The sequence below is a fragment of the Peristeroidobacter agariperforans genome (assembly GCF_004138335.1).
In the GTDB taxonomy this organism is placed as follows: Bacteria; Pseudomonadota; Gammaproteobacteria; order Steroidobacterales; family Steroidobacteraceae; genus Steroidobacter; species Steroidobacter agariperforans.
This window is the reverse complement of the sequence record NZ_RYFW01000006.1, coordinates 195,813-219,550: the sequence shown is the minus strand read 5'-3', so window position 1 is coordinate 219,550 and position 23,738 is coordinate 195,813. Positions and strand designations below refer to the sequence as shown.

18 protein-coding genes are annotated in these 23,738 nt (G+C 62.7%); 12 read left to right on the top strand and 6 right to left on the bottom strand.

All coding sequences use genetic code 11. The features are described 5' to 3' along the window. Positions 1 to 121: 121 nt before the first annotated feature. Positions 122 to 724: a sigma-70 RNA polymerase sigma factor region 4 domain-containing protein gene (locus EK373_RS30160; RefSeq protein ID WP_129648890.1), complete on the bottom strand. Its 603-nt coding sequence runs from the start codon at positions 722 to 724 to the stop codon at positions 122 to 124. A gap of 281 nt (positions 725 to 1,005) precedes the next feature. Here EK373_RS30160 and EK373_RS30155 point away from each other — a divergent pair, with 281 nt between their 5' ends. Both EK373_RS30155 and aac(3)-IV read left to right on the top strand, forming a co-directional pair. Next, positions 1,006 to 1,494 carry an SRPBCC family protein gene (locus EK373_RS30155; RefSeq protein WP_129648887.1) on the top strand — a complete coding sequence of 163 codons (489 nt, stop codon included), beginning with the start codon at positions 1,006 to 1,008 and terminating at the stop codon, positions 1,492 to 1,494. A 6-nt stretch (positions 1,495 to 1,500) separates the two neighbouring features. Then, positions 1,501 to 2,304 (top strand): AAC(3)-IV family aminoglycoside N-acetyltransferase, encoded by an 804-nt coding sequence (gene aac(3)-IV, locus EK373_RS30150; protein WP_129648884.1) that lies wholly within the window; start codon positions 1,501 to 1,503, stop codon positions 2,302 to 2,304. Here the strand turns inward: aac(3)-IV and EK373_RS30145 are convergent. From EK373_RS30145 to EK373_RS30135, 3 genes are all read right to left on the bottom strand, one after another. Continuing rightward, the gene (locus tag EK373_RS30145; protein ID WP_129648881.1) at positions 2,262 to 2,543 is read right to left on the bottom strand and encodes a YecA/YgfB family protein; all 282 of its coding nucleotides are present in this window, start codon (positions 2,541 to 2,543) and stop codon (positions 2,262 to 2,264) included. The genes aac(3)-IV and EK373_RS30145 overlap by 43 nt on opposite strands. 293 nt (positions 2,544 to 2,836) lie before the next feature. Then, positions 2,837 to 3,580, bottom strand: coding sequence for a GumC domain-containing protein (locus EK373_RS30140; protein ID WP_129648878.1), 744 nt, complete (start codon positions 3,578 to 3,580; stop codon positions 2,837 to 2,839). Between the two features lie 385 nt (positions 3,581 to 3,965). Beyond that, positions 3,966 to 5,675 carry a sensor domain-containing diguanylate cyclase gene (locus EK373_RS30135; RefSeq protein WP_198683763.1) on the bottom strand — a complete coding sequence of 570 codons (1,710 nt, stop codon included), beginning with the start codon at positions 5,673 to 5,675 and terminating at the stop codon, positions 3,966 to 3,968. A gap of 82 nt (positions 5,676 to 5,757) precedes the next feature. Between EK373_RS30135 and EK373_RS30130 the strand changes: the two genes are divergently transcribed. Then, entirely contained in the window at positions 5,758 to 6,465 is a 708-nt protein-coding gene (locus EK373_RS30130) for a DUF6134 family protein (protein ID WP_198683762.1), read from the top strand. Between the two features lie 39 nt (positions 6,466 to 6,504). On the opposite strand, the gene EK373_RS30125 is transcribed toward EK373_RS30130, so the two are convergent. Next, on the bottom strand, positions 6,505 to 7,644 hold the full coding sequence (locus EK373_RS30125) for an acyl-CoA dehydrogenase family protein (protein WP_129648869.1): 1,140 nt from the start codon (positions 7,642 to 7,644) through the stop codon (positions 6,505 to 6,507). Between the two features lie 151 nt (positions 7,645 to 7,795). Continuing rightward, positions 7,796 to 8,995 (bottom strand): acyl-CoA dehydrogenase family protein, encoded by a 1,200-nt coding sequence (locus tag EK373_RS30120; RefSeq protein ID WP_129648866.1) that lies wholly within the window; start codon positions 8,993 to 8,995, stop codon positions 7,796 to 7,798. Between the two features lie 381 nt (positions 8,996 to 9,376). Here EK373_RS30120 and EK373_RS30115 point away from each other — a divergent pair, with 381 nt between their 5' ends. The 9 genes from EK373_RS30115 to EK373_RS30075 all read left to right on the top strand — a co-directional run bounded on the left by EK373_RS30115 (position 9,377) and on the right by EK373_RS30075 (position 23,698). Further along, positions 9,377 to 11,044, top strand: a complete 1,668-nt coding sequence (locus tag EK373_RS30115) for a long-chain fatty acid--CoA ligase (protein ID WP_129648863.1) — start codon at positions 9,377 to 9,379, stop codon at positions 11,042 to 11,044. Positions 11,045 to 11,132: 88 nt separating this feature from the next. Next, complete coding sequence (locus EK373_RS30110; protein WP_198683761.1) at positions 11,133 to 11,990, top strand: IclR family transcriptional regulator; 858 nt, start codon at positions 11,133 to 11,135, stop codon at positions 11,988 to 11,990. A gap of 193 nt (positions 11,991 to 12,183) precedes the next feature. After that, complete coding sequence (locus EK373_RS30105) at positions 12,184 to 13,674, top strand: undecaprenyl-phosphate glucose phosphotransferase (RefSeq protein WP_198683760.1); 1,491 nt, start codon at positions 12,184 to 12,186, stop codon at positions 13,672 to 13,674. A 118-nt stretch (positions 13,675 to 13,792) separates the two neighbouring features. After that, positions 13,793 to 15,262: a hypothetical protein gene (locus tag EK373_RS33535; protein WP_198683759.1), complete on the top strand. Its 1,470-nt coding sequence runs from the start codon at positions 13,793 to 13,795 to the stop codon at positions 15,260 to 15,262. 228 nt (positions 15,263 to 15,490) lie between these two features. Continuing rightward, entirely contained in the window at positions 15,491 to 18,373 is a 2,883-nt protein-coding gene (locus tag EK373_RS30095; RefSeq protein ID WP_129648860.1) for a 2-oxoglutarate dehydrogenase E1 component, read from the top strand. A gap of 27 nt (positions 18,374 to 18,400) precedes the next feature. Further along, complete coding sequence (odhB, locus tag EK373_RS30090) at positions 18,401 to 19,618, top strand: 2-oxoglutarate dehydrogenase complex dihydrolipoyllysine-residue succinyltransferase (RefSeq protein WP_129648857.1); 1,218 nt, start codon at positions 18,401 to 18,403, stop codon at positions 19,616 to 19,618. Positions 19,619 to 19,706: 88 nt separating this feature from the next. Next, positions 19,707 to 21,131, top strand: a complete 1,425-nt coding sequence (gene lpdA, locus EK373_RS30085) for a dihydrolipoyl dehydrogenase (RefSeq protein ID WP_129648855.1) — start codon at positions 19,707 to 19,709, stop codon at positions 21,129 to 21,131. A 120-nt stretch (positions 21,132 to 21,251) separates the two neighbouring features. Continuing rightward, positions 21,252 to 22,589: an APC family permease gene (locus tag EK373_RS30080; protein ID WP_129648853.1), complete on the top strand. Its 1,338-nt coding sequence runs from the start codon at positions 21,252 to 21,254 to the stop codon at positions 22,587 to 22,589. Then, on the top strand, positions 22,562 to 23,698 hold the full coding sequence (locus EK373_RS30075; RefSeq protein WP_129648851.1) for a hypothetical protein: 1,137 nt from the start codon (positions 22,562 to 22,564) through the stop codon (positions 23,696 to 23,698). Before EK373_RS30080 ends, EK373_RS30075 begins: the two co-directional genes overlap by 28 nt. Positions 23,699 to 23,738 lie beyond the last annotated feature (40 nt).

Below are 23,738 nucleotides of genomic sequence, written 5' to 3'. Positions count from 1 at the left end.
GCCTTGGATGGGCGCGTAACTTAGTCGTCGAAGATGACAGCCGCGTTGCGTGATCGAGGGAAGGGCGGAATATGAGACGTCGGGCACGGCGTATGTGCCGGCCAATGCGCAGTGCGCTCTTTTAAGAGTGGTACAGAGAGGTTTGCTTGGGAGGCTTGGTGTAAGTCATGGAGGGCGGCACTTCGCAGGGCTCGCCGCCGCCGCCGTCGTCGGTGGAGCCGATCATTCTCATGCGCAGCTCGGCATAGGTTTTTACCAGCGAGCTGCGCACCTCCTCGACGGTCGTGTCCAGCTGAGCTGCAATCTCGCTGTGTTTCTCGCCGAGTTTGAACAGCCGGAGGATCTGATAATCGCGCTCCGGAAGCTCCCGCAGAAATTGCTCCATCGCCGCCTCCTCGAAGGGTCGTGACTCGAAGCCGAGCTTGGCAAGCTCGCTGACGGCCCGGTCGATGATGGGGCGGGCGTCAACATCGTCGGAATCGCTTTCCGAGAGCTGGCGCAGATCGGCCGCGGTACGGTCCAGGATGCGACTGACTTCTTCGTGGGGCAGTCCCAGATCGTGGGCGAGCCGGGCACTGGTGCCGGAGTCACTGACGGATGAGCGGTTGGCGGTGCAGGGGTTCGCGGTGGAGTCAGAGTCGGCCGGCGGCTCTCGGACTGATTCCAACCAGTGGCGCACTCTACGACGCAACGACCTCAGCTTTTCTTCGAGTGCCTGCATCATTGGCTTGGCCTTTACTTGAGGTGCAAATCGCCAACACAAAGGCTAGATGATTTCGGCAGTAAGACACAATACGCACCAAAGGCGTCTGTGCCGCCTTTTCTGCAGAAAGTTCACAATTTCGAAGCCCCCTCGGGCAAATACGGATCTGCCCAAGCGCCGTGCGGATGAGCAATCGCCGCTCGCTACGCAAACAAAATTCCGCGAGCGAATGTCGGATACTGGGCGCCGGCCTCGTTCTTGGGCCGTAACGATTTTGTATTTGTCCGCCAACGGAGAAGGACATGTCCGAGTTTGCTGCCCCGGTACCGACCCCGATCGAACAGCGTGAGCTGATCTTGACGCGCACCTTCAAGGCGCCGCGAGCCAAGGTCTATCGCGCCTGGACCGAGCCGGAGCTGGTGAAGCAATGGTTCGCGCCAGCGCCGTGGAGCATTGCCAAAGTCGAATTCGATCTGCGCCCCGGCGGCACCAGTCTGGTGGTGATGCGCAGCCCGGAGGGCCACGAATTTGGGAATCCCGGCGTGTTCCTCGAGGTGGTGAAGAACGAGAAGCTGGTGTTCACCGATGCTTTCGTCAAAGCCTGGCAGCCCTCCGAGAAGGCCTTCATGGTCGCGACTGTCACTTTCGAAGATCACGAGGGCGGCACGAAATACACCGCTCGCGTGCAGCACTGGTCGGCGGCGGATCGCGAGACCCACGAAAAAATGGGCTTTCACGAAGGTTGGGGCCAGTGCGCGGACCAGTTGGGTGCGCTGGTCGCGACGTTGTAACAAGCCGTGACGGAAGCTTTGAGTCGAGCAGAGGTCGCGGCACAGCTGCGTCGCCTCGGCGTGAAGCGCGGAGGCGTGTTACTCGTACACACGTCGTTCCGCGAGGTTCGCCCCGTCGAAGGTGGGCCGCTGGGATTGATCGAAGCACTGTGCGACGTGCTGGGTCCCGACGGTACCTTGGTGATGCCGTCATGGACCGAACTGGATGATGAGCCCTTCGACGCGCTCACGACGCCGAGCGCCCGCGACCTAGGCGTCGTCGCGCAAACATTCTGGCGACGGCCAGGCGTGCGTCGTAGCGATCACTTCCATGCGTTCGCAGCCGAGGGACCACAGGCGGCAGTCATCACTGCCGATCCGTTACCCCTGCCGCCGCATATCCCGGCAAGTCCGGTGGGGCGAGTGCACGACCTGGATGGACAGGTGCTGCTGCTCGGCGTGGGGCACGATGCAAACACCACGCTGCATCTGGCGGAGCTGATCGCCGGTGTTCCGTATCGGACGCCGAGCTATTGCACGGTGCTCGAAAATGGCCGGCCGACGCGGGTCGACTACGGCGAGAACAATCACTGCTGCGTGCGCTTCGCTTTGGCGGACGAATGGTTGCGAGCCCGGGGACTGCAAATAGAAGGGCGGGTAGGGCAGGCGTATTCTCGCCTGGCCAAATCGCGCGATATTGTCCGCGTCGCGCTCGAATACTTATCCATGGACCCGCTGTTATTTCTTCATCCCGTCGACGCGGGCTGTGAGGAGTGCGATCAAGCTAGTCAAAGTGCCGGCGCCGCTCCTTTCATCAAGAACACGGGCTGATTGGCGGCTTTCGAGCTCACGCTGATCCACTGCCACGCATCGATGGTCTGAGGCAGCTCCGCGCCGCTCTCATCGATCAGATCGCAGCCGCTACTGTGATGACTCACGCTTTGCGCCGCGGCGTCGGCGGAAGGGAACGAACCGACGAAGTCGTCGTTGAGCCACAGCTCGCAGTTCATGCTGTCGTCAGTAGCGGCTCGGATGGTCAGCGTTCCCGCGGGAATGACAGTGGCGTACATGAGAAACCTCCGTCCGCTTGTTCGCTGTTGTCGGAGGTCAAACCATATGCTCGCCGCGGTGTGTTTTACAATCCGTATTCCGTAGGAGAACGGCGACAATTGTTGTCGGCGCCGCGACAAGCCCTGTCGGGGCGCGCCTGGGTGCAGCGACGCATAACGTATGTTATGCCGTACCGGGCGTGGGATTTCGCGGGCTTAGCGAACGATGCGCGGCTTTGTCTCAATATCGGTCGCCGCGCGTCGCAACTGTTGCTTGCACGCGCCATCCGTTCGAATGACGCGTCTCCGCAAGCTTACTTCTTGCCGTTCTTGCCCTTGGGCTCGTCCTTGGCTTCTTCGGTCAGGCTCTTGTCGAGCTCGGGCAGCGCCGGCAGATCCTTCTCATCCTTGACCAGCGGCTTGAGCTGCTCGTGCAGCTTGCCCGCGAACGCGTGCGTCTCGGTGTACGCGGTGATCAGCTTGGCGGTCTTTTCGTTCGCCTTGGTGAGCTGCTCATCGGTCTGCTGCTTTTCCTTGCGCAGGGTGGCCATGTTGGCCTCGGCGGTACGGCGGCCATCGGCCTCGTCCTGCTTCTCCTTGCGCAGCGCCTTGAGCTTCTTCACCACGTTCTCGGGCGTATCGGCCAGCGCGGCATTGATCGCCTTGACTGTCTTGTCCTTCTCGGCCACGACGCTCTTCATCTGCGCCATTTCTTTGGTGAAATTCGCGCGCTCGATTTCGATCTGGCGCGTGGCGTTGTCCTGAGCGACGCGGGTCTCCTCGGCGGAGGCCAGGGCGATCGCGCGAGCCTTCTCGGCGATCTGCAGCTTCTTCTCCATCTCGGCGATCGCCTGCTTGGCTTCCTGGCGCGCGGTGGCGACGCTCGAGTCGGCCTCGGCAATCTTCTTGATGACGGCGTCAAGCGCTACTTTGAGTTCTTCCTGAGAGCAGTTGGGATCCAGCTTCAAGGCGTCGGTCGCCGACCGCATCAAAATCTGCTTGCTGATCGCAAGCTCTTTCCAAACTTTCAACTGCAGCTCAAGTTGCGCTTGTTCCACATTCACTTCCTGGGGTTGGTTACGGGGAGTAGACAAAACGTAGCTCGCCATTAAGGCCAATAATTGGACAGATCAGCTAGCGGGAGTTTTTCGGGGCGCGGATTGTATGCCAAAACGCGGCCGCTGGGGCCGCCTCTAACACGGGTTTCACCGGGAAATTTGACTCAATGGGGGGTCAGATTCGCACTCAATTCGCCGCCAGTTCGCCTCAAACGGCCGGCACGGATTTAACTTAGCCGCCGCGGGACGCCCGCCAGAAGTGGGGCTGCCCCTGAAAAATCCAAGGCTTAGGCTGAAAAATTGTTCCTCGTCATGGGCTGCGTGCCGGCGCCCCGTCAGGGGCGCTGGAGCCACGCATGAGTCCGAATAATACCTTGGACCCCTGTCAGGCGGGCAGTGCCCCGGCAATCTGAACCCGGTTCCGACCTGACCTTTTTGCGTCATAGACGGCCGCATCCGCGCGGGCGATGAGGTGTTCGCCCCACACGCCGAGGGTGTCGCTCGTTGCCACTCCGATGCTACACGTCACCCGGATGGGCTCGCCAAAGCCTTCGACTCGCACATCGGCGACCCGATTGCGGATGCGCTCGGCGATCGGGCCGGCGGCCGCGATGTCGGCACTGCTCAAAATGACCACGAACTCCTCGCCGCCATAGCGACCGATGACATCTGACTGACGCAGTTCCGCGTGGATGGGCCCGATGACGGCGCGCAGGCAGGCGTCGCCGGCCTGGTGACCGCGCGTGTCGTTGATCTCCTTGAAGTGGTCGAGGTCGATGAACAACAGGGCGATGGGCAGCCCTCGCGCACGAGCGCGCAGACACGCCGCCTCGAGTCGTTCGACCAGTGAGCGTCGATTCAGCACGCCGGTGAGGGGATCTGTCTGCGCACGCTTTTCCGCATCCGACAGCGCGAGCCTCTGATCGCGCAGCCGATCGGCGACGCCCAGCGCAATCAACACGGCCGCGGCGACCATCGACAGCGGCAGGCCGTAATACAGCAGCCCTTCGGCGCCCTCGGGATCGGTGACCAGCAGCCGGATCGCCGTCGCGATGGTAAAGCCTTCCAGCAGTCCCCAGGCGATCAAGAACCAGCCGGCGGCCCGGTTGTTTCGCTGCCAGGCCAGGAAGGCCACGATCAGCGTGAACACCGCCGATCCAAGGAACACCAGGTTGCCGATCGCGGCAACCACACCCCCGAGCCCGATGTGCTGAGCGACGTTGGCGAACGCGAGCACGACGAATGTAATCGCCATCCAGCCGAAGATTGCATAGACCTTCGGCGAGTAGATCCGCAGCTCCGCAATCTCCCGTACGAACAGGCACGCAGCCGCGCCGCTCAACGCTGCCGTGACATTCCAGGTGTAGCTCATGACCGGCGCAGCCAGTTCGAGCAGCGGCCAGTCGAAACCCTGGCCGGAGAGGTATGCGACATATAACGCCTGCAGCGAGAACAGTGTCGCGTAGAACAGCAGCAGGCGGTCGGAGAGCACCAGCCAGATCAGCAGCGAGGAGAACGCCATCGCCAGCAGCGCGCCGAACGCAATGGCGATCATGCGTGCGTGCTCGGCGCCGGTCGCGAGAGTTTGCTCGAGCGTGGAGACGCCGAACTGTAATCCTTCCCAACCCTGACCCTGCGGGTCGATGCGAACGTACAGCAGCTGACCTTCGACGAGCCGATCCGGCAGGGCGAGCACCATCTGGTGCATGCCGCGGAAGCCGGGCAGGTAAGTCGCCGTTCGCAGTGGCACAGTGCGACCGTCTGCCACTGTGTAAGCCTGTATTTGCAGATGCCGGCCCTTGCTGATGTTCAGCGTCGGCACCGAGCCAGGCGTGGAATTTTCTTCGGCGCGCAGTCGCAGCCAGAATGCGCCGTCTCGTTCCCGGGCGGCAGCGAAATCGAATGGATGAAAGCGTGGGTCGAGTGCGCCGCTGCTCAAGGTTTCGATGCTGGCATCGCCCGCCGCCGGATCGAGCATCTGGATTTGCAGGCTCGTGCCGCTGGCGACGACCGCGTTCGCAGCGCTGCCCAAGGACGGCACAGCCAGCAGGCAGGCGCCCAGCGCCAGCAGCCACGTGGCCAACCATTCACGCACGATCTGCCTCCCATCCCGATGACGTCCCAACGGTGCTGATTTGGACCAGCCTCCCCCCGTTTGGAACGGCGGGCATCGTAGCATGGCCAACATCCAAACCGGCGCGCTCGTCGAACATCCGTTCAGGCTGGCCCTGACTGCGAGTGACATGCACCGGATGAGCAAGATTTTCCGCCGCTGCCTGCTGGCGGCGTTGCTGGCAGCGCCCTGGCCCGCGCTGGCCAATCACACCTGGGACTTTCGGGTGTTCCTCGATGAAAAGGAGATCGGCGCCCATCGCTTCGATCTGATCGATCGCGACGGCCAGCGCGAGCTGATCAGTGAGGCGCGCATGAAGGTCAAGCTGCTGTTCGTGACTGCCTACACCTACGAGCATCGGGACGTCGAGCATTGGCAGGGCGATTGCCTGAGCAAGCTGTCATCCACCACCGATGACAACGGCGAGAAACATCGTGTCGACGTGCAGCGGCGCGAGGGCGCGACCATCGTGCAGACCCTCGAAGGCACGCAACGCTTGGGCGAGTGCGTGCTGACATTTGCGTACTGGAATCCGGCGATGCTGCAGCAGACGCAGTTGCTCAATTCACAGGATGGCGAGCACGTGAAAGTGAAGATCACGGACGCGGGGGCGGACTCCATCGTCGTGCGCGGCGTGAAGACGCCGGCGCGCCGCTATGAGCTGCGCAGCGAGAAGCTGTCGATCGATCTGTGGTATTCGGAGCAGCAGGAGTGGCTGGCGCTGGAGTCGAAGACCGAGCGCGGCCAGAAGCTCATATATAAGTTGAAGTAGCAGCGGGCGGCAGCAGCGCCGCCCGCTCCCGAAGCCTGCTTACGCAGCGCCGGTGGCGATGAACTGCTGAGTGTGGAAGTCAGCATCGCCCAACGTCAGGTCGATGGCCGTCAAACGTTTGAAATAATGACTGACCATCAGTTCCTCGGTCATGCCCATGCCGCCATGGAGCTGCACCGCCTGCTGGCCGACGAAGCGACCGGCCTGACCGACGATCACTTTGGCCGCCGACAAGGCGCGCCGACGCTCGCCCGCATCCGCATCGACGCATTTGATCGCCGCCAGATAGCTCATCGATTTGGCCTGCTCGCCGTGCAGGAACATGTCCGCCATCCGATGCTGCAACACCTGGAATTTCGCAATCGGCTGACCGAACTGCTTGCGATTCTTGGTGTAGTCGAGCGTCGTGGCATTCACGGCCTTCATGATGCCGACGGCTTCGGCGCACAGCGCACTCAACGCTTGATCGTGAGCCGCTTCGATTGCGGCGAATGCCTTGCCCTCAGCGCCCACGAGAGCGGAGGCGGGCACGGTCACTTTCTTCAGTTCAATGTCGGCGGCGCGCAGGCCGTCGATGGTGCCGTACTCCCTGACGGTGACGCCCGCAGCCTTCGGATCGACGCGGAAGACGCTGACGCCATCGGTGTCCCCAGTGCGGCCGCCGGTGCGTGCGCTGATGAGTAATTCGTCGGCGGCTCCGCCGCCGATGATCACGTTCTTGAGACCATCGATCACATAGCCGGCGGAAGATTTCTCCGCGCGCGTCGCGACGTGATTGATCTCACCGCGAGTCTGCGGCTCCTGATGCGCGAGGATCACGATGCGCTCGCCCGATGCAATGTTCGGGAGCAATTGCTCGGCCGCGGCTTTATCGCCAATCCGGGTCAAAAACACCGGCGTGATCACGGCGGCGGCGAGGAACGGCTCGACCACCAGGCCTTCGCCGAGCGCGTTCATCACCAACATGGTTTCCACGGGGCCGTTGCCGAGGCCGCCGTGCTCTTCGGGAACGTTGATCGCGGTGAGACCGAGACCGGCGAGCTCCTGCCACATCTCGCGGCTCCAGCCAGCCTTGCCTTGCAGGATGGCGCGCCGGGCCTCGAACGAATAGTTGTCGCGGACGAAACGCTGGACGGAGTCCGCCAGCAGCTGCTGTTCATCGCTGAAATTGAAATCCATGGAGGTTCGCCCTTAAATTTTGCTCAATACGTGCCACCAACAGGCACAGGGATGTGCCCGCCGCCGCAGGCGGCGAGCGCAGGGGGAAAAGTCACGCCTTTTCCCCTCTGCGCCACAGCGCGAGTGGCAGGATGCCCGAGTCGCTGTTTCATTAGAGGCCCAGAATCATCTGGGAAATGATGTTGCGCTGAATTTCGTTGGAGCCGCCGTAGATCGTGACCTTGCGGACGTTGCAATAGGTCGCGGCCAGCGGCGCGGCATAGTCGGGGCCGGCGACGCTGGTCAGGTCGCCTTCTTCGATGGAGGCGCGCTCGAACGGCAGGGCATACGGACCGACCGCATACATCATCAGCTCGGTGAGCGCCTGCTGAATCTCCGTGCCCTTGATCTTGAGAATGGAGGCTTCCGGCCCGGGCGCACGCTTCTCGGATTCGGCCGACAGCGCACGCAGATTCGTGATCTCGAGCGCCATCAATTCCATCTCGACCTGCGCGACGCGCGCGGCGAACAACGGATCCTCCAGCAGCGGGCGACCGTTTTTTGTTTCTTTTTGCGCGATGGCCTTCAAGCGGCCGAGCTCGCGCTTCGAGGCGCCGACGCCAGCGATGTTGGTGCGCTCGTGGCCGAGCAGGAACTTGGCGTAAGTCCAGCCTTTGTTTTCTTCGCCGATCCGATTCTCGACCGGCACTTTGACGTTCTCGAACCAGACCTCGTTCACTTCGTGCGCGCCGTCCATCGTGATGATGGGACGCACGGTGATGCCCGGGGTCTTCATGTCGATCAGCAGGAAAGAAATACCTTGCTGTTGCTTGGGCGCGTTCGGATCGGTGCGCACCAGGCAGAAAATCCAGTCGGCGTATTGGCCGAGGGTGTTCCAGGTCTTTTGGCCGTTCACGATGTAGTGATCGCCTTGTCGCTCGGCGCGCGTCTTCAACGATGCGAGGTCGGACCCGGCGCCGGGCTCGGAGTAGCCCTGGCACCACCACACCTCGCCATTGAGGATCCCCGGCAGGAAGCGCTGCTGCTGAGCCGGCGAGCCGAACGCCATGATCACCGGCGCCACCATCTTCAACCCAAAAGGAATGGTCCGAGGCGCACCGGCCGCGGCGGCTTCCTCATCGTAGATGTGCATTTCGACCGGGCCCCAGCCCGGACCGCCGAATTGTTTCGGCCAGCCCGGCGCACCCCAGCCGCGCTGAAACAGGATTTTCTGCCAACGGGTGTAGTCCTCGGCGCGTAGCGCAAGCCCGTTCTTGACCCGCTGCGCTATGTCCTGTGGGAGCTGATCGCGCAGGAATTGGCGGACTTCGTCGCGAAATGCCAGCTCGGCGGGTGTGAAATTCAAATCCATTGGAGACCTGCTTTGGCTGCTGTGCAGAACAATAATTCTCGATGCAGACCGCGATGATAGGGGCTCGACCTTTCTATTCGCAACCGCGCGCCACTCGGGCGCAGCTTTCGTGGTCTCGCGCTGTCAGTCCAGACATTCCGCCGGAGTGACCCTTGCGGAGCGATATATGCTCACATACCTTCACGGACCGGTGGCTTGGTTGCGCACTGCGAGATGTGATAATTTTTGGGCAGAACGGTCGCCCGCATTGTGGAATAACGACGGGTGCCGAGACCAACTGACGAGGGGTGCCGGATCGCCTTGCGGCACGGAGCTTGGCCAAAGCTTCGCGACGCAGGAGCTGTTGCTGGCGTTGCAAGGACCAGTGGGGGAACGGGGAGCATGTCCCAAAAGCATTTCGATTTTTGGCCTGTCGGCCTGCCACGCAATATCACATCGCCGGCGACCAACCTGTTCTACAACGTGGAGGTTTCCGCGGCCCGGTATCCCGACAAGCCGTACCTGATCTTTTTCGAAGCGCCGCTCTCGTACGGGCAATTCAAGGAGCAGGCGGAGCGCCTGGCGGGCTTTCTGCAGCAGGATTGCGGCGTCAAAGCCGGCGATCGCGTGCTGCTGGTGATGCAGAACAGCCCGCAGTTCATCCTCGCTTATTACGGCGTATTGCGAGCGAACGCGGTCGTCGTGCCGGTGAACCCGATGAGCGTCACCGCCGAGCTCGAGCACTACCTCCACGACAGCGGCGCGAAAGTGGCTCTCGTGGCACAAGAAGTTTATCCGCAGCTGCAGCCGCTGCTCGGCAAGCTCGATCGCACCGTCGTTGCGGCGTACAGCGATTACATCAAACCGACGACGGACCTGCGCATGCCCGAGGTGGTGAGCGCGCCGAGGCAGCCGATCGGGGAACAAGGCGTGACGTTGTGGGTCGACGCGCTAGCGGCGAAGCGCACGCCGGGACCACTAACCGTCGGGCCCGACGATCTCTGCGTCATTCCGTACAGCTCGGGCACGACGGGCCGGCCGAAGGGCTGCATGCTCACTCATCGCAATGTGATGCACACGCTGCTCACCAATGCGTTCTGGTTCGGCGGCAACTCCGATACCAGTCAGCTGGTCGTGCTGCCGTTCTTCCACGTCACCAGCATGCAGGGTGGCATGAACGCGCCGATGTTCTATGGCGGCACCATCGTGCTGATGTGTCGTTGGGACCGCGAGGTCGCGGCCGAGCTGATCCAGCGATACAAGCTGATGTCGTGGACCGCGATCGCGACCATGGTGATCGATTTCCTCGCGAACCCGAAACTCGACCAATATGACTTGTCGTCGCTCGTCCGCGTGTCCGGCGGCGGCGCGGCCATGCCGGCTGCCGTGGGCGAACGATTGCAGCAGCTGGTCGGCTCGCCGTACATCGAAGGCTACGGTCTGACCGAGACCATCGCGCCGACCCACGTGAATCCGCCGGATCGGCCGAAGCGTCAGTGCCTGGGCGTTCCCATCTTCAATACCGACTCGCGCGTCATCGACCCGGACACGCTGCAGGAAGTGCCGCAGGGAACGGTGGGCGAGATCGTCACGAACGGGCCGCAGATCTTCCAGGGCTACTGGCGCAATCCGCAGGCCACCGAGGCGGCGTTCCTCGCCATCGACGGCAAGAAATTCTTCCGGACCGGCGACCTGGGCTACGTCGACGAGGACGGTTATTTCTTCCTGGTCGACCGGCTCAAGCGAATGATCAACTGTTCCGGCTTCAAGGTGTGGCCGGCCGAGATCGAGGCGCAGATGTACAAGCATCCGGCCATCCAGGAAGCCTGCGTGATCGGAGCCAAAGACGCGCATCGCGGTGAGACGGTGAAAGCCGTGGTGGTGTTGCGGGCTACTCACAAAGGCAAAGTGAGCGAAGCAGAGATCATCGAGTGGACGCGCCAGAACATGGCGACTTACAAACATCCGAGGATCGTCGAATTTGTCGAGGCGCTGCCCAAGTCGGCGACCGGCAAAGTCCAGTGGCGTCAATTGCAGGAAGCTGAAATGGCGCGCGCGGCGCAGGCTTAGCGCGCTTCGTAAGCGCGCTCAGAGAAACAGTCAAACGAGATACTTCAAATCGGACGACAGGCCGTTACGAATTAAGGCGGGAACTACCATGGCGACCAGAGCATCAGAAACGACTCGCATGATCGAGACCAGCGGAGCGGCGCACGCAGCGGCTGCACCGAAACCCCACGTGGGCAAGCAGGACCGGCATTTCGTCACCGCGTTGTCGCGCGGCCTGGACGTGCTGTCGTGCTTCCGCAGCGGCAGCCGGTTGCTGGGCAATCAAGATATTTCCGAGCGCTGCCGGCTGCCCAAGTCGACCGTGTCCCGTCTGACCTACACGCTGACCAAGCTCGGCTACCTGCACTACGTGAAGGAGTCGGGCAAATATCGCCTGGGCACGGCGACGCTGGCGCTCGGCAGCGCGGTGCTCGGCCGCTTCGAAGTGCGCGATCTCGCCCGGCCGCTGATGCAGGAGCTGGCGGACGCAACCGGGACCTCGGTGGCGTTGGGCGCGCGGCAGCGTCTCAGCATGGTGTGCGTCGAAGTCTGCAAGGGCAACGCGGTGCTCTCATTAAATATGGAAGTGGGCATGCGCCTGCCGCTGGCGACGGCCGCCATCGGTCGCGCCTATCTCGCGGTGTGCAGCGACACCGAGCGCGCCGATCTGCTCGATCAATTGAAGGAGCTGGATCACCTGGCGTGGCCGGGCTTGAAGCTGGGCATCGACAAGGCGCTCGCGATGTATTCGGATCTGGGCGTGTGCGCCTCGTTCGGCGATTGGCAGCCGGATGTGAACGGCATCGCCGTAGGCTTCCGTCCAGGCAATGGCTTGCCGCCTATGTCCATCAACTGCGGCGCCCCGGCCTTCAAGGTCTCGCAGGATTATTTGCTGAACGACGTGCGGCCGCGGCTGGTCGAGCTGGTGCGCCGGATCGAAGAGGGGCTCGGCCAGGCTCGTTCCTGACGCACTACTGAACCCGAAAGCGAACGGCGTGCACCCAAGGGTGCACGCCGTTTTTTATTGCCGTTCGCAATGTCACCAAGGTGTCATTGACTTCAGACGTGTCTGCAAGCCGACGCCCCATGCGAGCTGGAACTTTTATGGTGCAAGGCCAGTTAACTGGCAGCCGTGGTAATTTTGTATCAATCAGCGAATCATGCGCGAAGCACCGCAAGCAGATAACACCCGCGCTGATTCGCGCGGCTCTGCTGCGCACGCCTTCGACTATGTCGCAGCGAGCCGTCGTCGCAGTCAGCGTGTTCATCGCGGCACGTCGGAGCCGCCCACTGTCGCTCTACTCAGACACGTTCTGAACCCATCGGTCATCGTGCTGACCCTGATGTTCTGTGCATTTCTGTTCGCACAGGAACTGACGCCTGCTTATTTCGCGCTTGCGGCGCTCGCTTTTTTGATCGCCTCGCAAGTGGTGAGCGAGCCGGTGATGGATTGTTCGGTTCGCAACGGCCTCACCAATCTGCTCCAGCACCGCATTTTCGCCGAGTGGTTGCTGGTCTCCGCCGCGCTGCTGCTGATGGCGTTTGCGTTCAAGGTCACTGAGACTTTTTCGCGACGGGTAATTCTTACTTGGTTCGCGATTACACCGTTCGCCGTCGTGTTGGCCGAAGCTTGCTTGCGTCGCTACGCCGCATTTTCAGCGTTGCGCGGCAAGATTCAGCAGAGTCACGTCATCATCGGCGCCAACGAGGCGGGCTCGCGTCTGGCCCGGCGCCTGATGGCGCATCCGCACCTGGGTCTGTTCAAAGGCTTCTTTGACGACCGCGACACCGCGCGCTTGCCCGATATGCCGCAGGAGCAATTGCTGGGCGGCATGGCCGACATCGTCAATTACGTCCGCATCAACGCCGTCAGCAACATTTATATCTGTCTGCCGATGCGCGCCGACGAGCGTGTCAACAAGCTGCTGGAGGAGCTGAAGGACACGACCGCGTCGGTGTACTTCGTGCCCGATATCTTCATGTTCGATCTGATCCAGGCGCGCGTTTGCGACATCGACGGCATTCCGATGCTGGCGGTGTGCGAGACCCCGTTCGCGGGACTCGATGGCGTGATCAAGCGCGCCAGCGACATTGTGTTCTCGTCGCTGCTGCTGCTGATGGTGTGGCCGCTGCTGTTGGCAATTGCCGTCGGTGTGCGAATGAGCTCGCCAGGACCTACTCTGTTCCGCCAGCGCCGCTATGGCATGTATGGTGAAGCCATCAACGTTTATAAGTTCCGAAGCATGACGGTGTGCGAAGACGGCGCCACGGTCACGCAGGCTCAACGTAACGATCCGCGGGTGACACGCTTCGGCGCGTTCCTCCGGCGCACGTCATTGGATGAGCTGCCGCAACTCTTCAATGTCTTCCTCGGCTCGATGAGCCTGGTCGGGCCGCGGCCGCACGCGGTCGCTCACAACGAGGAATATCGCCGCGTCATCGAAGGCTACATGTTGCGCCATAAGGTCCGACCCGGCATCACGGGCTGGGCGCAAGTGAACGGGCTGCGAGGGGAGACGGATACGGTCGACAAGATGCAGCGTCGGGTCGAGTACGATCTCGACTATCTGCGGAACTGGTCACTGGGACTGGACCTCACCATTCTGTTGCGGACCGCCTCGCTGGTGTGGCGCGACCGTAACGCGTATTGAAGGGTAGAGCCATGCGTAAAACACAACTCAACGTCTGGATCGCCATGATGTTCTGCGCGCTCGCGATGGCCGCGCAGGCAGTGCAAACCGGCGCCATTCACCTGCCGTTCTGACGGATATGCAACAGCCCAAAGGCATTGAGGCCGATGCGCCTCGCCTCGGCGCATTACTTCGTTATCTGCAAACGGAGCAGGTCGAGCACGTCGTCTCGGATGAGCCAGTCGAGGATGATTGTTCACGCGTGAGCCTGACCGCGACGATCGTGGTGGCGGCGGAAACTTTGCCGCTATTGCCGCCGCTGTTGAATGAATTTTGTCGTCGTCACGATATGCAGCTGGTCCACAACTGGTGCCACGGCGGCGACGAGCTCTTCATGTTCAGCTGGCTCAATGAGCGGCAGCGACCGGACTTCATGTCGTTGCGTGTCCAGCGGCACGCGGCGAAGCAGGGCAGTTGGTGGCAACGAAAGCGCGAGCAACTGCGTCGCTGGCGCGAACCGTCCGGACTCTTGATTGCATGCCTCGGGCCGCCCGGTAGTGGACGAAGCAACGTCGTAGAGCAGTTGGGCGCGCAGCCGCTGGCGCCGTTCGCGGCCGCTCATGTGATCAACATCCGGCCGCGCCTGATGCGGCCCGTGCCCGTGGATCCGGATTCGCGAGTGCCGCGTGGCCGGTTGGGCACCATCGCCAAGCTCATGATGTTCGTGGCCGATTACTGGCTGGGATATTGGTGGCGCATTCGTCCGAAGCTGGTGGCATCGACCATGGTGGTCTCGAACCGCTACTTCGATGACATCCTGGTCGATCCCGGCTACTACCGCATCGACCGATTCAGAAGCCTGGCGCGCTGGTTGTTGCCCTGGGTTCCGCGGCCCCAGCTGTGGCTCGTGTTCGATGTGCCCTCCGAGGTTTTGCAGACCCGGACGCGTGAAGTGGCCGAGGAGGAGGCCGGACGACTGCGCAGCGAGTACCGCAAGGTGCTACGGCGTCGTGAAGACGTGGTGGTGCTCGATGCCAGTCAGACGCTCGATGAATTGAGCGCCGAAGCCGAGCGGGCCATCGTCGCTCAACTCGCGCGTCGCACGGCGCTACGCCTCGGTTTGCCCGATACCAGCAAGGACAATCCGACCTCGACGGACGTGCTGCTGTTCTTCTGTCGCCGGCACGTGCCAGTGTTGAGCAAGCTGGTGCGCGTGCTGTTCAACAGCGACATTCATTGCCGGCTGCCTGGCGACGTCCACATGCCGCATCCATACGGCATCGTGCTCCACCGACAGGCTGTCATCGGCCATCGCGTGACCATCATGCAGCAGGTCATGATCGGCGGCCGCGACGGCAATCCGAATATCGCACCGGTGATCGGCGATGACGTGACCATCGGCGCAGGCGCACGCATTCTCGGGGACGTTCGCATCGGCAAAGGCGCTACGATCGGCGCGAATGCCGTCGTGACCCGCGACATTCCGCCCGGCGCCACGGTGGTGGGTGCGGATCGCATCGTCGCCACGAGTCGCAATTCGGCGACGGGCGATATCGAGGCGAAAGTCGCCAAATTCCCGCTGCCACCCCGGCGAAATACCGCCGCCTGAGCGCTGAAATCGGCAACTCCGACCCCATCATTGCCCCATGATGGACCGGGTGTCAGCCACGCGCTCAGTAGGTCAGGGTGTGAAATCGATCTCGCTAAGCACGCGACTTATCACACTGCGTTTCTCAACCGCAGCGTGGTTCGGCTACAATGCCGGCCCTCTAAAATGTCCGTCCATGGCCAACGCGGGCCCCATCTTCCATAGTCCCAACAGGAACTTGCGAGCGCAATGAGCGACTCTTTGCGAGCTTTGCTCGACTCTACGCCTCTCGGGGCTGGCAACGCCCCCTACATCGAATCCCTCTACGAACAGTTTCTCGCTGATCCAGCATCGGTCGAGCCCAAGTGGCGCGACTACTTTGCTGGACTCGGAAAACCAGGCGCCGCCAGCGACGTAGCGCATGGCCCGATTCGCGATGCACTCGCCAAGCGCGCCTACACGATTGGCGCTCCGGCAGCGGCTGCCGCGGCCACCTCAGTCTCCAGCGACGCTGCTGCCAAACAGGGCGCCGTCTCTCGACTGGTGCAGGTTTATTCCAATCGCGGCCACCTGGTTGCAGACATTGACCCCCTGGGCCTGATGAAGCGCCCCGTGCCGGAGGTGCTCGAGCTGTCGCACTTCGGTCTGAGCAATGCGGACCTGGAGACCGAGTTCTTCACCGGCTCGCGCACCGATGCGATCGCGAAGCGCATGAAGCTGAAAGACATCGTCGCTCAGCTGCGCCAGATCTACTGCGGCACCATCGGCGCCGAGTTCGCACACGTATCCAATTCGACCGAGCGCCTGTGGCTGCAGAATCGCTTCCAGGAAGGTCGGGTGACCAATCGCTTCTCCGCCGAGGAGAAGAAGACGTTCCTCCGGCACCTGACCGCGGCCGAAGGCCTCGAGCGTTACCTCGCCACCAAGTATCCCGCGCAGAAGCGCTTCTCGCTGGAAGGCGGCGATGCGCTGGTGCCGCTGGTCGACGACCTGATCCAGCAGGGCGGCCTGCGTGGCATCGAAGAAATGGTCATCGGCATGGCCCACCGCGGCCGCTTGAACCTGCTGGTGAACGTGGTCGGCAAGTCACCGCAGAAGCTGTTCTCCGAGTTCGAAGGTCACTATGACGTGAACCACATGCAGGGCTCGGGCGACGTGAAGTACCACAAGGGCTTCTCGACCGACATCAAGACGCCGGGCGGCAACGTACACGTCGCGATGGCGTTCAATCCTTCGCACCTCGAAGTCGTGAACCCGGTGGTCGAAGGCTCGGTGCGTGCCCGTCAGCAGCGCCGTAGCGACACGAAGGGCGACAAGGTGATGCCGCTGCTGATTCACGGCGACGCTGCCTTCGCGGGCCAGGGCGTGGTGATGGAAACGCTGCAGATGTCGCAGGTGCGCGGCTTCTACACCGGCGGCACGGTGCACGTGATCATCAACAACCAGGTCGGCTTCACCATCTCCAAGCCGGAAGATGCCCGCTCGACCATGTACTGCAGCGACGTGGCGAAGATGATCGAAGCGCCGATCTTCCACGTGAACGGCGACGATCCGGAAGCCGTGGCGTTCGTCGCGCGCCTCGCGCTCGATTACCGCATGACGTTCCACAAGGACGTCGTGATCGATCTGGTCTGCTACCGTCGTCTGGGTCACAACGAGTCGGACGAGCCGGCGGCCACGCAGCCGGTGATGTACTCGAAGATCCGCGCGCACAAGACGCCGCGACAGATCTACGCCGATCGCCTGGTCGCCGAAAAGGTGATCACCATGGCGGATGCCGATGCGATGGTCGATCAGTACCGTCGCGAGATGGACGAGGGCAAGTCGCAGGCCAAGCAGTCGCTCGGCTTGATCGGCAACAAGCACACGGTCGACTGGACCAAGTATCACGACGTGGACCTCACCGAAACGGTGAATACGGGCGTCCGCATCGAGCAGCTGCGCGAGCTCGCCACCAAGCTCACGACGCTGCCGTCGAACCTGACGTTGCACCGTCAAGTCGCGAAGATCGTCCAGGATCGCGAGAAGATGGCTGCAGGCCAGCTGCCGCTCGACTGGGGCTTCGCCGAGAATCTGGCGTACGCAACGCTGCTCACCGAAGGCTATGAAGTGCGCCTGATCGGTCAGGACAGCGGCCGCGGCACGTTCTTCCATCGGCACGCGGTGTGGCACGACCAGAACAGCGAAGAAAACTACATTCCGCTGCAGCACCTGGCGCCGAGCCAGCCGCGCTTCGATGTGTACGACTCGTTCCTGTCGGAAGAGGCGGTGCTCGGCTTCGAGTACGGCTTCTCGACCACCGAACCGAACAGCCTGACGATCTGGGAAGCTCAGTTCGGCGACTTCGTCAACGGCGCGCAAGTCATCATCGACCAGTTCATCAGCTCCGGCGAAGCGAAGTGGGGCCGGCTGTGCGGTTTGACCATGATGTTGCCGCACGGCTATGAAGGCCAGGGTCCGGAACATTCCTCGGGGCGCCTGGAGCGCTTCCTGCAGTTGTGCGCCGAGCAGAACATGCAGGTGTGCGTGCCCTCGACGCCGGCGCAGATGTTCCACATGCTGCGTCGGCAGATGAAACAGAACTTCCGCAAGCCGCTCATCATCATGTCGCCGAAGAGCCTGCTGCGTCACAAGCTGTCGGTGTCGCAGCTCGACGATCTGACGCAGGGCTCGTTCCGCACCGTCATCGACGAGGTCGACGACATTCAGGCGAGCAAGGTCACGCGCGTCGTGTTCTGCTCCGGCAAGGTTTATTTCGACCTGCTCGACTCGCGTCGTGGCGACGGCTTGCACAACGTCGCGATCGTGCGCGTCGAACAGCTGTACCCGTTCCCGGCGGAAGAGTACGCGGCGATCGTCAAGAAGTATCCGAATGCCAAGGAAATCGTCTGGTGTCAGGAGGAGCCGCAGAATCAGGGCGCCTGGTACCAGATTCGCCATCGTTTGCAGGAGTCGCTGTCGAAGGATCATCAGCTGCTGTACGCAGGCCGCGCTCCGGCGGCCGCTCCCGCCACGGGTATCGCCCAGATGCACCAGGAACAACAGCAGGCGCTGGTCGACGCCGCGCTGCGTTCCACCAGCACCGAAGAATCCCTCCGGCATACCACGCGCCTGAAGGCCGCGAACAAGTAACGCCGCGGTCAATAACAGGATCAAATGATGAGTATCGAAATCAAGGTTCCGCAATTACCCGAGTCCGTTACCGACGCCACCCTGGTGTCCTGGCACAAGAAGCCCGGCGAGGCCGTCAGCCGCGATGAAAATCTGGTCGACCTGGAAACCGACAAGGTGGTGCTCGAAGTGCCGGCGCCGTCGGCAGGCGTGATCAAAGAGCTGAAGGTCGAGAACGGCGCGACTGTCACGAGCGGTCAGGTGCTGGCGATTCTGGAGGCGGGCGAGGGCGTTGCTGCTGTTCCTGCTGCCAAGAGCGAAGCGAAGGCCGAAGCGGCTCCTGCCGAGAAGGCTGCTGCCGCTGCCGGCGGCAAGCTCGCTCCGGCCGCGAAGCGCATGGTCGAAGAGCACAAACTCGATGCCACGCAGATCGCTGGCAGCGGCCGCGATGGCCGCGTGAGCAAGGGCGACGTGATTCAACACATGGCGGGCAAGCCGGCTCCGGCGGAAGCGAAGGCGCCGGCCGCGAAAGCTCCGGCTGTGAAGTTGCCGGCGGCTGTTGGCTCGCGCAACGAGCAGCGCGTGCCGATGACTCGTCTGCGTGCTCGCATTGCCGAGCGTTTGATTCAAGCGCAGTCCACGGCTGCGATGCTGACGACGTTCAACGAAGTCGACCTGACGGCGGTGAACGAGATCCGCGCCCGCTACAAGGACAAGTTCGAGAAGGCGCACGGCGTGAAGCTGGGCTTCAGCTCGTTCTTCATCAAGGCGGCGATCGAAGCGCTGCGCAAGTTCCCGGCGGTGAACGCGTCCATCGACGGCAACGACATCGTCTATCACGAGTTCTACGACATCGGCGTCGCGGTCTCCACGGAGCGCGGCTTGATGGTGCCGGTGCTTCGTAACGCTGAAGCGCTGAGCTTCGCCGAACTGGAGCAGGGCGTGGGCGACTACGCCAAGAAGGCCCGCGACGGCTCGATCTCCCTGGAAGAGCTGACCGGCGGCACGTTCACGATCACCAACGGCGGCGTGTTCGGCTCGCTGATGTCGACGCCGATCCTGAATCCGCCGCAGGTCGCGATCCTCGGCATGCACAAGATCCAGGAGCGTCCGATGGTGGTCGACGGCGAGATCAAGATCCGCCCGATGATGTACCTGGCGCTCACTTACGACCATCGCATCGTCGACGGCCGCGAGTCGGTACAGTTCCTGGTGGCGATCAAGGAAGCGCTGGAAGATCCGGCGCGCCTGCTGCTGCAGCTGTAACCTGCCTGCTGGGGATGGACGCTGCGCTTGCAGCGTCCATTCCTGTCCCCATTTTGTTTCCTAGATAAAGAATAGTTGCGGAGCTCGCATGTCCCAGTACGACGTCATCGTCATCGGCGGTGGTCCCGCCGGTTATCCCGCCGCCATCCGCGCCGGCCAGAACAAGCTCAAAGTGGCCTGCATCGATGAGTGGGTGAACAAGGACGGTTCGTATGCCTTCGGCGGCACCTGCTTGAATGCGGGCTGTATTCCTTCCAAAGCGCTGCTCGAATCCTCGGAGCTGGTGCACCGGGCCCAGCACGAGTTCGCGGTTCACGGCATCAAGGTCGGCGATGTGTCCGTCGATGTGGCGACGATGCAGAAGCGTCGCGCCGGCATCGTGAAGGCCTCGACTCAGGGCATCAGCTCGCTGTTCAAGGCCGCGGGGGTCACTGGTCTGCAGGGCCACGGCAAGCTGCTCAAGGGCAACAAGGTCGAGTTCACCGGCAAGGATGGCAAGAAGGAAGAGCTGACCGCCAAGCACGTCATTCTCGCTTCGGGCTCCTCGCCGACCGAACTGAAGAGCATGCCGTTCGACGGCAAGCAGATCGTCGACTCGTGGGGCGCGTTGGAATTCGACAGCGTGCCGAAGCGTCTGTGCGTCGTCGGCGCCGGCGTCATCGGTCTGGAGCTCGGCAGCGTTTGGCGTCGTCTCGGCTCGGAAGTCGTGGTGCTCGAAGCGCTCGAAACGTTCCTGCCGGCTGCCGACGGGGCCGTCGCCAAGGAAGCGCTCAAGCACTTCAAGAAGCTCGGTCTCGACATCCGCCTGGGCGCCAAAGTCAGCGGCGCCGACAAGTCGGCCAGCGGCGTGAAGCTGAAGTACAGCGACGCCAAGGGCGAGCAGACCCTGGAAGTGGACAAGGTCGTGGTCGCGATCGGCCGTCGTCCCTTCACCAAGGATCTGCTCGGTGACGGCACCGGCGTGCAGATCGATGAGCGCGGCTTCATCAAGGTCGATCACGACTGCAAGACCGACGCAGCCAACGTGTGGGCGGTCGGTGACGTCGTGCGCGGCCCCATGCTCGCGCACAAGGGCAAGGAAGAGGGCGTGATGGTCGCCGACCTGATCGCCGGCAAGATCGCCGAAGTGAATTACAAGACCATTCCTTCGGTCATCTACACCGCGCCCGAAATCGCCTGGGTCGGCCTGACCGAAGAGGAAGTGAAGAAGAGCGGCCGTGCTTACAAGGTCGGCTCGTTCCCGTTCCTCGCCAGCGGTCGCGCTCGTGCGATGGAAGCGACCGCAGGCTTTGCCAAGATCGTCGCGGCGACGGATGACGATGAGATCCTGGGCGTTCACATCATCGGCCCGATGGCCGGCGAGCTGATCGCCGAAGCCGTGCTGGCGATGGAGTACTCGGCGAGCACCGAAGACCTGCAGCGGACCATCCACGCGCACCCGACCCTGTCCGAGGCTGTGCACGAGGCGGCGCTGAACGCGGACAAGATCGCGATCGACTTTCCGAATCGTTGATCGAATTCGGGCCCACCGTCCGCGCCCGCGGGCCGGACGGTGGGTACGATCCATGAAATGATGATTTTGAACTCCTAGGCGCTGGTCTCTTGCGCCTTCGCATCGGCTATCCTCCGGCCGATGCACGACACTAATAACACCTCGGCCGTTCAGGCCGGCAATCCGGACGCACTGTTGGCCCGCGAGCTGGGGACCCGCCAGCTGGCAGCGACCATCTTCAACTACACGGTGGGCAGCGGCATTTTCGTGCTGCCGGCCTTCGCCGTCCTGCAGCTCGGCACCGCCGCGCCGCTGGCCTATGTGGCCTGCGCAATCATCATCGGCCTGGTGGTCATGTGTTTCGCCGAGGCAGGCAGCCGGGTTTCCGCGACCGGCGGGCCCTATGCCTATGTGGAAACAGCGATCGGACCGATGTGGGGCTTCGTGGCTGGATGTTTGGTGCTGGCCACCGGTACCTCGGCCGCGGCGGGTGTTTGTAACGTGCTGGCTCGATCCATTCTGACGCTGGCGCCAGGCAGCTCAGCCTGGGTTTACCGGGCTGTCGTCGTGTTGCTCGTCGGCACCCTCGTCGCGATCAACTATCGCGGCGTGAAAACCGGGGCGCGCGTCATCGAGGGAGTCACGGTCGCCAAATTGTTACCGCTGCTCGCGTTCGTCGCGATCGGCGTGTTCTTCATCGAGCCGTCGAATCTGGTCTGGACCCACGTTCCCGAAGCGAGCAGCGTGCTGAGCACGGCGGGCATCGTGATCTTCGCTTTCTCGGGCATCGAAGGCTCGCTGATGCCGAGCGGTGAGGTGAAGAATCCCTCCAAGACCGTGCCACGTGCGGCGTTCATGGCGCTGGGTGCGGCGACGCTGTTGTACCTCGCGATTCAATTCGTCGCGCTCGGCATCATGGGCACGGACCTGGCGAACGATCGCACCACGCCGCTGGCCAGCGCGGCGGGCGCAATCGTCGGGCCGGTCGGACGCACGATCCTGGTCGTGGGCGCCGTGATTTCGATGTTCGGCTATTTGAGCGCGAATGTTCTGTCCGAGCCGCGCGGCCTGTTCGCGATGAGCCGCGACGGGTTCCTGCCTCGCACGCTGTCTTCGGTGCATCCGTCCTTCCAGAGCCCGCACAAAGCCATCGTCGTTTATGGTGTGATCGTCGCTTCGATCGCGTTGTCGGGCACGTATGAAACATTGACCATCTTCGCGAACCTGTCGGCGTTGAGTCTTTATTTCCTGTGTGCGATCGCAGCCTATGTCCTGCGCAAGAAAGACATCCGCACCGACGGCGAGCCGTACCTGACCCCCGGCGGGCCGCTGGTGCCAATCGCGGCGTGCCTGTCGTTGTCGTGGCTGTTCTATGAGACGGTGACGGGCGAGCAGTTCACTGCGTTGGTCGTCGTGCTGGCCGTGGTGTTCGTGCTGTACGGGCTGCGAACGTGGCGACTGAAGGCGCAGACCGCGTAACGTCCTTGCTGGCTTCGACGCCGACGTTTCTGCGTCGGCATCCGGCGTTGCTGGTCGAATGGCTGCGGCTCCTTAATTGGTTGTCACGGTGGCGTGGGGAGGGCAGTAAGACCGTACTGCTGGTCTTAAGTGTTCTCGCGGTGGTGATCGCGCTGTTGTTTGCGTGGTCGGGGCACGTCGTTGGCGCCATCGAGGGGCTGGCGGACTATTGGGTCTTACTGGCCGTGGTGGCGGCGATCTATGCCGCGAGCTCCGTGAGTGGACGCCGGCGACAGCTCGAAGAAGCGAAGTCCCAGTCGTGGCTCATCGCCACGCCCATCCCGCCCCGAAGCTTGCTCGTCTCGCACGCGATTCGCGTGCTGCTGCCGCTGGTTGTCATCGCAGTGATCGTGGTGCTGTTTCCTGCGTTGGTCGCAGTGACGAACGAGGGCATCGCTGCCGCCGCTGAAAAAGTTGCAGGCGCCGCGGGGGGCGCATTACTCATTGGTGGCGTTTTCGGATGGTGGACGGGTGGGCGAGCGAGGGTGTCAGGCGTCGTTCCTTCGCGTTACGTGCCACGACCCTCGGGCAGGCCGGCGAACGAGAGCATGCGCCCGGATGCGGCCGCATTGGCCGGATGGCCCATCGCTCAGGTGCTGGCGTGGAGCCGTCCGGAAAACTCGCGTTACGTGCTGGTCGCAGCCTTGCTCGCCGTGCAGGGCGGCTCGTCCGCCATCGCCGGGCTGTCGGTCGTCGCGATGTACTTCGTTGCGAGTTACCTGGCGGCGCTGGTATCGGCGATGACGACCGTCGCGAAATCGGCCGCCGCATGGCTGCGCGCAACGCCGATCACGCTCGTGGGGTTCGTCTGGTCAGTATCGCGCCGTGCACTCACGCATCAGATCATCGGTGTGGTACTGGCGGTCGGCTGCATGGTCATGCTCGGTGCGCCTATTGGCGTGGCGCTGCAGGTCGCGGCACTCTGGCTAGGGCTGTTCGTTTCAATCGCCGGGTTCGCGCTGGTCGACAACTATCGCGGCCGATCGCCAGTAGTGAAGATCGCGCTAGCCGTTGCCGCAGTCGCGGCCTTCGCGACCATCTTACAACTGCGCGCCGGAGCCAAGACATGACGTCCTGTGAAGATCACGCGAGCGATGAGGAAAGCCTGCC

Coding starts and splice junctions, on each gene's coding strand:
- EK373_RS30160 (WP_129648890.1), bottom strand. CDS start 724: ATGATGCAGGCACTCGAAGAAAAGCTGAGGTCGTTGCGTCGTAGAGTG.
- EK373_RS30155 (WP_129648887.1), top strand. CDS start 1,006: ATGTCCGAGTTTGCTGCCCCGGTACCGACCCCGATCGAACAGCGTGAG.
- EK373_RS30145 (WP_129648881.1), bottom strand. CDS start 2,543: ATGTACGCCACTGTCATTCCCGCGGGAACGCTGACCATCCGAGCCGCT.
- EK373_RS30130 (WP_198683762.1), top strand. CDS start 5,758: ATGGCCAACATCCAAACCGGCGCGCTCGTCGAACATCCGTTCAGGCTG.
- EK373_RS30125 (WP_129648869.1), bottom strand. CDS start 7,644: ATGGATTTCAATTTCAGCGATGAACAGCAGCTGCTGGCGGACTCCGTC.
- EK373_RS30120 (WP_129648866.1), bottom strand. CDS start 8,995: ATGGATTTGAATTTCACACCCGCCGAGCTGGCATTTCGCGACGAAGTC.
- EK373_RS30115 (WP_129648863.1), top strand. CDS start 9,377: ATGTCCCAAAAGCATTTCGATTTTTGGCCTGTCGGCCTGCCACGCAAT.
- EK373_RS30110 (WP_198683761.1), top strand. CDS start 11,133: ATGGCGACCAGAGCATCAGAAACGACTCGCATGATCGAGACCAGCGGA.
- EK373_RS30105 (WP_198683760.1), top strand. CDS start 12,184: ATGCGCGAAGCACCGCAAGCAGATAACACCCGCGCTGATTCGCGCGGC.
- EK373_RS33535 (WP_198683759.1), top strand. CDS start 13,793: ATGCAACAGCCCAAAGGCATTGAGGCCGATGCGCCTCGCCTCGGCGCA.
- EK373_RS30095 (WP_129648860.1), top strand. CDS start 15,491: ATGAGCGACTCTTTGCGAGCTTTGCTCGACTCTACGCCTCTCGGGGCT.
- odhB (WP_129648857.1), top strand. CDS start 18,401: ATGAGTATCGAAATCAAGGTTCCGCAATTACCCGAGTCCGTTACCGAC.
- lpdA (WP_129648855.1), top strand. CDS start 19,707: ATGTCCCAGTACGACGTCATCGTCATCGGCGGTGGTCCCGCCGGTTAT.
- EK373_RS30080 (WP_129648853.1), top strand. CDS start 21,252: ATGCACGACACTAATAACACCTCGGCCGTTCAGGCCGGCAATCCGGAC.